At 61.5% G+C, this 9,636-nt stretch carries 3 protein-coding genes; 2 read left to right on the top strand and 1 reads right to left on the bottom strand.

Annotation, left to right across the window (positions count from 1 at the left end; genetic code table 11):
* Window positions 1–34 precede the first annotated feature (34 nt).
* Window positions 35–1,630, top strand: coding sequence for an IS66 family transposase (gene tnpC, locus FHS74_RS19655; RefSeq protein WP_184803823.1), 1,596 nt, complete (start codon window positions 35–37; stop codon window positions 1,628–1,630).
* Window positions 1,627–2,313 carry a UPF0149 family protein gene (locus FHS74_RS19650; protein ID WP_184803820.1) on the top strand — a complete coding sequence of 229 codons (687 nt, stop codon included), beginning with the start codon at window positions 1,627–1,629 and terminating at the stop codon, window positions 2,311–2,313. Before tnpC ends, FHS74_RS19650 begins: the two co-directional genes overlap by 4 nt.
* 689 nt (window positions 2,314–3,002) lie before the next feature.
* On the opposite strand, the gene FHS74_RS19640 is transcribed toward FHS74_RS19650, so the two are convergent.
* A complete protein-coding gene (locus tag FHS74_RS19640) occupies window positions 3,003–9,602 on the bottom strand; it encodes an RHS repeat protein (RefSeq protein WP_184803808.1) in 6,600 nt (2,199 codons plus the stop codon).
* Window positions 9,603–9,636 lie beyond the last annotated feature (34 nt).

The following is a 9,636-nucleotide window of genomic DNA, read 5'->3' as shown; positions in this document are numbered from 1 at the left end:
AAGTGGCTGATTCCGTGCTATAAATGCTCTTGCCATGCGGATCGATCCCGACACCCTTCCGGCCGATGTCGAGGCCTTGCGCGCCCAGGTTCTGGCGCTGGTGGAGACATTGGAGGCCGAGCGGACGGAGCGCCGGCGGGTCGAGGACCTGAACGACCGGTTACGCCACCTCATCCACCAACTGCAGCGCATGCAGTTCGGCCCGCGGTCGGAACGTCTTGATGCCGACCAGCTCAACCTGGCGCTGGAGGATGTCGAGCAGGCCCGGGCTGAGACCGAGGCCGTGGCGGAGAAGGATGCCCCCGCGCTGAAGCGGCGGCGAACCGGTGAGCGCCGCAAGGCACGCGGGGCGCTGCCGCCGCACCTGCCGCGCATCGAGGTGGTGGTGGCGCCGGAGAGCACGGCCTGTCCCTGCTGCGCCGGCGCCCTGCATGTGATCGGTGAGGATCGATCGGAGCGGCTGGACGTGGTGCCGGCCCGCTACCAGGTGATCGTGACCCGCCGTCCCCGCTATGGCTGTCGCGCCTGTTCGGGCGCCGTGGTCCAGGCCCCGGCGCCGGCCCGGTTGATCGAGGGCGGCGTGCCGACCGAGCGGCTGGTGGCGGCCGTTCTGGTCGCCAAATACGCCGATCACGTTCCCCTGTACCGGCAGGCCCAGGGCTTCGCCCGGCAGGGGATCATGATCGATCGCTCGACGCTGGCCTTCTGGGTGGGCTACGCCGCCGCCGAGTTGACGCCAGTCTGGCGGCTGATGCGCGCCGACCTGTTGCGCTCCGGCAAGCTGTTCGTTGACGAGACCAGGGCGCCGGTGCTCGATCCGGGCCGGGGCCGGACCAAGAGCGGCTACTTCTGGGCGCTGGCGCGGGATGACCGGCCCTGGCGGGGCGGCGATCCGCCGGCGGTGGTCTATCACTACGCCCCCGGCCGGAGCGCCAAGCATGCCGCCGGCGTGCTCGATGGGTTCACCGGCGTCATCCAGACCGACGGCTATACCGTCTACAAGACGGTGGCGGGCCGCGCGGGCATCGGGATCGCGCATTGCTGGGCGCATCTGCGGCGGGAGTTCGTCGACGTCACCAAGACGGGGCCGGCGCCCATCGCCGAAGAGGCCTTGCGGCGGATCGCCCAGCTTTATGCCATCGAGGCGGAGATACGGGGCCGCACGGCGGCGGACCGGCGATCCGTCCGACAAACCCGGAGCCGACCGCTGGTCGACGAGTTCAAGCGATGGCTGGAGCAGCAGCTTGGACGCCTGTCCGCCAAATCGACCACGGCGGAGGCGATCCGCTATGCGCTTAACCAGTGGACCGGCCTCGTCCGCTTCCTCGACGACGGGCGGATAGAGATTGATTCCAACACGGTGGAACGGAGCATCCGGCCCTTGGTCCTCAATCGCAAGAACGCGCTCTTCGCCGGTCACGACCGGGGGGCGGAGAACTGGGCGGTCATCGCCTCGCTGATCGAAACCTGCAAGCTGCAGGGCGTGAACCCGGAAGCTTATCTGGCCGACGTGCTGACCCGGCTGGTCGACGGCTGGCCTAACGCGCGGCTGGTCGAGCTCACGCCGTGGGCCTGGGCCGAGGCGCAGGTCGTTGCGATGGGGCCCGCCGTGACGGAGCACGCGGCATGACCATCACCTCCTCATCCACCGCCTGGCTGAGCCTCCTCGCCTCGCCGGCGGCACCGAAAAGCGCGCTGTCGCCGCTGGCGCTGGAGGGGTATCTGACCGGTGTCGTGGTGGCGCCCGACCTGATCCCGCCCAGCCGCTGGATCGCCGCCCTCTGGGGCGACGAGGAACCGGTCTTCGACAACGATGCCGACCTCCACGCGGTGCTCGGCACGTTGATGACCCGTTACAACAGCCTCCTGGGCGACATCGACGCTGGCCTTGAACGGCTGGAAACGGAGCGGGTCTGCGACTACCGCCCGGCCTTCCTGGACGCCGGCGAAAAGCCCACCCACCAGGCCGTCCGGGAATGGGTCTCTGGCTTCTGGCGGGCCATGACCCTGGCGCCCGAGGGCTGGACCGCCTTTGCCGGGGATGAACGGCTGGAGGCGGTCATCACCCCCTTCGTCGGCTTTATCGACCTCGACGACGGCGCCTTCGTCCCCGCCGAGGACATCGATGAACGCCTCAATGAGGCCGCCGGACAAATCCCCCGCGCCATCCTCGTCCTGCACAAGATCGCCAAGATCAGGGCCGCACGCCCACCCGCAAAGCCAGCGCCCATCCGTCAAGCCAAGGTCGGACGCAACGACCCATGCCCCTGCGGATCAGGCAAGAAATACAAGCGCTGCTGCGGTGCCAACTGAACCGTCAACCGCCAAACCGGTGGGGGACGCGCACCGCTTACGCTCCGCAGCGTCAAAAATGACAGGATTTAGGATTACACCTGTGCATCGTCTATGCACGAAGGTTCAACGATGGGCGGTTAGGGTCTTGATTCGGAAGGGGGATTTTGCCTTTAAGCCCAAACCATCACCGGATAGTCTCATCAGGGTGGGCAGCTGTCAGGGGATAACCATCTCTGTGCAGCCGGCGAATAAACGTCGCGGCAAAGTGATCTACCTTGGCTCAATCTCAATCGCATTAATCAGAATATTATTGGTGCGGTCTTTATCACCAATATATTCCTTAACCTTTTCCCAGCATGTGGCCTGAATCTCCCCCAGAGCCCTCTTCCCGCCATTTGCGTATACAAATGATAACTTCCCCGAAGTGTGGGATTCCCCATTATAACTAATCGCAACGCTCTTAATAGAACTCCAGTCTAGCGCATAGAACTGTGGCCAAAACCGAATTAAAGGACCGTCATTCTGAAATTCTATATTTTGAGACCTTCCGTTGTCTTCCTTATCAGACAGATCGCGCATCCATATTGTTAATCGTTTATCATCAAGCGCACAATCCGTTTGCACATACTCATGCCGTCCTGACGACCACCCAACCGTCGCTCCAATAGCAACTACGAGAAAGGTCGACAACATCAACAATTTTACCATTATTTTTCTGCCTTCATAACATTGTAAATGTCGGTCGGCGAGAGTCCTGGCATATAGAACATACCTGGTATCGCGCCAGAATTACTGAGTGCCGTCATAGCTGCCGCAGCACAGTTCTGTGTATCAATACTATAGTGTAGACCATTAAAGGATTTCATGATCCCAACCGCCTTATAAAATACATCTGGACTAACAACAGTTTGCCTAACGGCAAAGTTATTATTTCCGCCTAATGCCTCCTTAAGAAGGGAAGTGTCGTCTCTTATCGCACCAGGGCCACCAAGGGCATTCACTAAACGTTCGGTAGGTGACGCTGTCGCCTCATTCGATTGTGGATAAAATCCCAAGGCAAACGGTTCTTCCCCAGGGGCCTCAAATCCCAAAAACGCATGCCCAACTATACTATGGGGGTTTTTCCGCTCGGCAACAAAGTCAATCACAAACCGACTTTGCGAACCTGAACCACTGCGGCCCGCTTGACTAGAATCTTGCGCCATAACCGCTGCCGCCTGGGCCTGTTGACGCCTCTCCAGCTGGCGATTATCACCACCCGTTCCATCTTTAAACGGCGTGATGCCATCCCCTGCGTAACTCCCGGAGCAGCTTACGCCCCCTGTCCGGCCGCAAGTATTTCCCTCGTTGGCCAATCCCAGCGGATCAAAACCCGACAGCGGGTTGTTCCCCACATAAGCATACCGGTTCAGCCCATCGACCAGCCCCGCCGGGTCCATCTGCAGCCACCTGCCGATGCCTGGCACGTAGGTGCGGTTGGGGGTGACGTAGAGCCCGATCTCGTCATACCGCATGCCGGCGTAGCGATAGGGCGACCCCGTCTGCCCGTCCTGCGCACTCTGGCCAAACTCGTTATAGGAATAGGTGCTCGTCGACTGGCCAGAGCCGTTCAACACCGCGACCACACTTCCCTGCCGGTCGTGCACCGTCAAGAAGCGGTTGCCGCCGCCGTCCACCCAGCCCACGACACCGCCCCCCCCGGGGCCTCCTGTCGCCGTAGAACGCACGTAGCGCCGAAGCAGCCCGCCGTTGCCGTCGTAGTCACCCCATTCCACCCCCAGCGCCTCGAACGTTAGGGTCGTCACCCCGTTCACCTGCTTCCACGCCCGGCCCCCCTCGGGATAGTAACCCATGGTCTGCACCGTGGCCCCCTGCGTGAACCGAGTCAGCATATTGCGACTATCGTAGGTCATCGCCGTGCTGTCGCCCGCGGAGGTCAGATTGCCACGGCCATCATAACCGTAGCTGTTGCCGTTGACCGAGGTGTAGCCGTTGATGGCATTGGCCGCGCCATAAGTCTGGGGCGCCCCCGCTGTCGGCAGAAAGCTATCGCTGTCCACGCCGCGCGAGATCACCTGCCCCGCAGTGTCATAGCTATAACTGTAATTCACCGCCCCGCCGTTCCAGCCACGGCCCAGGCCGGTCAGCCGGCTGGCCGCATCATAACCATAGGAACTGGTGGCCACGGCGGTGCCGTTATTGCCCTGCCAGGCACCGGTATGGCGGCTCAGCGTGTCGTAATTGTAATGTGCCCAGGTGAACGACCCCTCCGTCACGTCCGTCACCCGCGCCAAGCCATCGTAGACCCACGACACCGTTGAGCCGTCCGGGTATCTGGCCGACGTACGGTTACCCGCAGCATCATAGCCGAAGTTCATGGTCACCCCGAGGGAGCTTGCCCCCGGTCGCGGTATATAGGTGGTCGCCGCCGCCAGACGGCCAGCGCTATCATAGGACAGGGATCGCGACACCTCGCTGCCTCCGATCACCTGCCAGTACAAGCGCCCCATATGGTCATAGCCCAACGTCACCGTTTGCAGGCCCGGGCGCGCCACCGTCACCAAGCGGTTGGCCGCATCGTACGTCATCTGCGAGGTCGAGCCATCCCGCTGCGTCGCACTGGTCTGGTTGTCATTGGCGTCGTAGCCATAACTGTCAGACGCCCCGTCCGGGTAGCGCAGCGAGGACACCCGCCCAAACCCGTCATAGACATAGCTCAGCACATTGCCGCGCGGGTCCGTGATCGTTGAGACCAGGCCGTCGGCGTCATAGGCGTAGGAGGCTGACACCTGCTCCACCGCCGTACCCACGGCGCGACGCTCCCGCAGCTTCTGGCCAGCCGCGTCATAATCCGTCACGCTGACCCGGTTCAGCGGATCCGTCGTGCTGATTTGGCGATCCGCCGCGTCATAGCCATAGGTCGTCACCTGGCCCGCCGGGTCCGTCACCGTCGCCTTTTGCCCCGTGGCCGTGTAGGTCGTGGTCACCGTCGACCAGGCGGTATGGCCACTGTCCGCCGCCTGACGCTCCGTCAGCACCCATCCGACGGCGTTGTACGTCCATTCCGTCCGGGCGCCTTCTGGTAGATCCACCGAAATGGGCCGGCCGTTGCCGTCGTACGTGGTAGTTGCCGTCTTGCCCCGGGGGTCCGTCACCGTCGTCGCCTGCCCCTGGGCATCATAGCCGAACGTGGACGTGATCTTCTGGCCGCCGGCGTCCACGATCTCCTGCGTCGGGCTGCCGTTGGCACTGTCGTAAGCAAAGTCCGTCAGCATGTTCCCAGCGTCGCGCACCTCCAACAGCCGGCCCAGGGTGTCATAACCGAAGTTCGTACGTGGGCGAGTCGTCGTTGTCGTCAGGCCGCTGCTCGAATTCGCAATAGCCGCACCAAGCATGTAGGACAATTGGCAATTGCCATCATAATAGAGATCCGACGTATTCCCATTGGCGTCCGCCACATGCGTCGGCTTGTTGCAAGTCCCGTCCCAATCCACATGCGCATGCGAGGTCGACAGCGACGAGCCCGGCCGCGCAACGCGCCACATGTCGGTAGTGTTGTTGCGCGCGTCATAGCCGAACAACTGCTTGCCCCCGGCCGGATAGTCATACTCCGTCATCCGGCCGCGGCCGTCATATTGCGCCGTCGTCGTCCGCCCCACTTCATCTACATAGCGGAACGGCATGCCGTAAGTGTCATACATCACCTCATAACGCCCGCCGGCCGGGTCCGTCCGGAACCCCCGGATACCGTTGGCGATGCGGAAGCCCCAGGCGCCGCGCGCGCCCACTTGGACATGGTTCGCCGTGTCCTGCAGGCTCTGCGCGTCGAAGGCCCACACCACCCGGTTCAGGGTATCGTAGTTGTATTGCAGGAAGGGCGTATTCGGCGTGTGAGGATAATAGATCTGGTCCAGCAAATAGCGCCCACCCACCAGCCGCGCGTTGAATTTGTAGGTGTCCCAGTTCGTGCCGGTGTGCGTCGCCGTGCCTGTTCCGTCCATCGTGACGGTGACTTGGCGGAAGTCGCCCCCGGTGAGGGCATTATCGAAGCCACCATCGCCACTGTTGATAAAATGGATCTTGCGTCCCAGGTTGTTCGAGACGGAAACTAATTCTGGAATATTGCGACTTCCCGTTCCGTCATCATATTTCAACGTGATGGTCACCCCCTGGGGAAAGCTCCAGGACTCCAGGCGAAAACCGCGTAGACTGGAACAAGTGGACTCCGATATATTGTTAGTATAGACGAAACTCCACTGGTTGAAGGTCTGCACATCACCATTGGGGTTGCGAACTTTTATCGACATGCCCGCGTTGTTCCACCCCCGAGTCTGGGGCATGGTCGCCTGGGCTGACGTGTTGGTGCAATCGGTGTTGCGATAGGCCACGCGGCTACCGCTAACCGTCAGGCTAGCCGCCACCGCGGCGCCAGGGCTGATCCAGCTGCCATCGATAAGGCGTACGAACTGTGATGTCCCCACACCCACATTGGTGGTGATGACGTTGCCGATCATCTGATTGATCCACCAGGACCCCACCAGGACGCCCACCACCTCACGCTGAACGCTGGGGCTGGCGGTGTAAACATCCTGCATCGCAGCGAAGGCTGCGACCGAGGTTGCGGCCGCCCTCAGGTCCCCATCCTGCATCATCTCCAAAGCGCTGGAGGAGATAGATGCCATACTGTTCCAATTGGTGGTCCAGGGAGTCTGCGGCTGGGTGTGGATGATAGGGCCGAATCCGCTGGAAACTTGCTCGCCACCCCGCCAGATCAACTGCGCGCTCAACTGATAGGGAAACTTGCCACTGCCCACCTTGAGACTGGCCGGGCTGGTATAGGACAACGCGCCGGACTTGAGGTCCACGCCCAACATCTTTGAGCGGTCGACGAAGCGGGCCTTCAGCACGTCGGCCGCCGTCGACGGGTCATACTGCGACTGATGCTGCGCCTGGACACCGCCGCCACCGCCCTTGGAATTGGCGGTAGGCCCCACCATGATATGGGCGATCTCCAAAGGATCCCCATTGGCATTATAACGGGTCGCCACCAGGGCGCCGCCCCGCTGCTCGCTCTGGCGATGGGTGTAAGTTGTGGTGCTCCCGCTCACCTGCGGGACAAACGCGCCTGCCCGGCCCCCCGGCCCCAGGAACGCCTCTTCCGAGCTTACAACGTCAAAGCCGGCGTTGGTGTAGTTGGTGATGACGGTGGCGAGCGCTCCAGCCCGGCCATTCGCCTCTCCACTGCCGATGGTGACGTTATCGGCACCATGCTGACCGGTGGCGCTGGCATAAGCCGATGGCGCTTGTCCCTCCACCTTGGCCAAGCCCTGAGCCTGACCGGCATTGCCACTGTTAAACCTATAGAAGCGGCGTGCTCCGGCGTTGGAGGGATCCTCGCCATCCGTAGGCGGGGTGTTACCCCAGGCGAAGCGGGTGGCGGTCGAGTTGGTATCCGGTAAATCCGACACCTCGGCGGCCACAGCACCCTCTAACGCCTCCATGGTGGCGGCAATGGCGTGCAGAGCGGCGCGCCGGCGAGTGCCATCCGCCGATTTGCTGGTTAGGCTAATACCCGACTCCACATCGATGCGATCGAAATTGTCGGAGATGGAATAATAGAGTTGGTTGGTCGTCGACGACTTGTCGTTGTCCACAACGTTGATCTGGTTGTCCGCAGTGACAACGCCGATGGAATGGTGATGCCCGTAGGTGGACTTGGCGATGGCGGCGTGCAGCGAGGCCGCCTTGGCCGACTGCACGATCCAACTGGCCGCCAGCTGTTCACGGATGCCGTCGCCGGCGCTGCTGAAGAAATCGCTGCCGCACATGTCACAGCCTTGCCGCGGCAGAGTCGGCACGCTCTTGTCAATGCGCGAGCCCCACTTCTCCACCACCCCCTTGCTGCTGACATCGCCCCAGGCATGGACGATGGTAAATGGCGTGAGAACTTTGACCTTCCGGGTGACAACCGCATCCATATAGGTGCCCGTAACGTTGGCGCTACCGTCCGCAGCCGCAGCGTAGGGATGATTGACCGTCAGATTAATAGTGGCGTCTTGACGGTAGGCAATTTTGTCACCGATCGTCGTGCTTGTTACTAGTGCCTGCGCATTGCCGAACTCATCAACCAACTTCAGCGTGCCCACGAAGTTGTTGAGACTATCGACGTTCCTCCCAGGCCCGGTGAAATTGGTATCGTAGATCAGCTTACGACCGTAAATCTCATCCGCGAACAGGGTCACATCGGCCATCGTGACCGTGTCCAGCGAACCGGTCGTCAAATTGGCGACAGGTCTTGAAATCTGCACCCGCAGCGTGGTGCGGTATTGATCAGGGACACCACCGCTCCAACTGCGGGTGGCCTGCGCGGGATAAGGCAACGACGTCTGCCGTACAGGCCCTTCCTGGCGAACGATGGTGCCACCGCCGACCACATCCTGAATGTGAGCGCCGGAGATGTTGGCGTTGATGGCGTTCAGCAGGTTCTGGGCATACGCTCCGAGGTATAGGTTAAGGGCGTAGCTGTACAAGTTGCGAACGTAGGAGACGCCAGACGCGGTGCCGAATTCAACACTGTTTCCACCACCGGCGACGGCTTGGTTCAGAGGTTGGCCAACCTGCAGTCCCGCATTACCCGGCACGTCGATTCCCGATCTCCAAGAATAGGCCTTATAGCTGGGATCGAATAAAAAGGTGCCGCCGGCGACATTCGCGGAGACCCATATATGCGCCATCTGCACCGAGCTGACGGTACCGCTGACATTGCCGCAGTCCGTGCTTGTGGCGCCGTTGACGTTGCCCGGGATCCCGCCACTGGATAGAAGCTGACACGCGGCCGTGGCGTTGGTGATACCCGTCCAGTCATAGAACTGCTGGCCATTGAGGGTGATGGTGCCCGCCTGATAGCTGGCCGTATAACCGGACTGGCGCAGCAGCTCCACCATCAGCATCGCCTGGTCGAAGGGCGTGCCGGCCCTGTCGACCAAGGCGCCCAAGGCACCCTTTTGCAAGCCATAAAGGAACGTGGTGTCGACGTTGTTGCGGACGTAGTCGTAGATCAGATCCGGATCGTTGCGCAGGGCCAGCGCCAGCTCGATGATCTCGTTGGGTCGCGATACGCTGCCCAGCCCGTTGGTGGAATTGGTAGCAGAGCCGTAATAGCCGTCCGCCGAGGAGGGTGCCAGCAATGCCGCCGTACCGATCTTGACGGACGGCAGTGTATCTGCGCCAGAAGAAGTGGGAATGATGGCGAGAATTAAAAGGAAATAGCCTAAAAATTTAGATGCCAGCGCCCACATCTTCGTCATTAATTCTTTCTTTCGTCTTAGGTAATTTTATCTA

This window comes from Nitrospirillum iridis (assembly GCF_014205765.1).
GTDB classification, from domain to species: Bacteria; Pseudomonadota; Alphaproteobacteria; order Azospirillales; family Azospirillaceae; genus Nitrospirillum; species Nitrospirillum iridis.
Note: the sequence above shows the minus strand (reverse complement) of the source record. Positions and strands in the feature narration are given on the sequence as shown.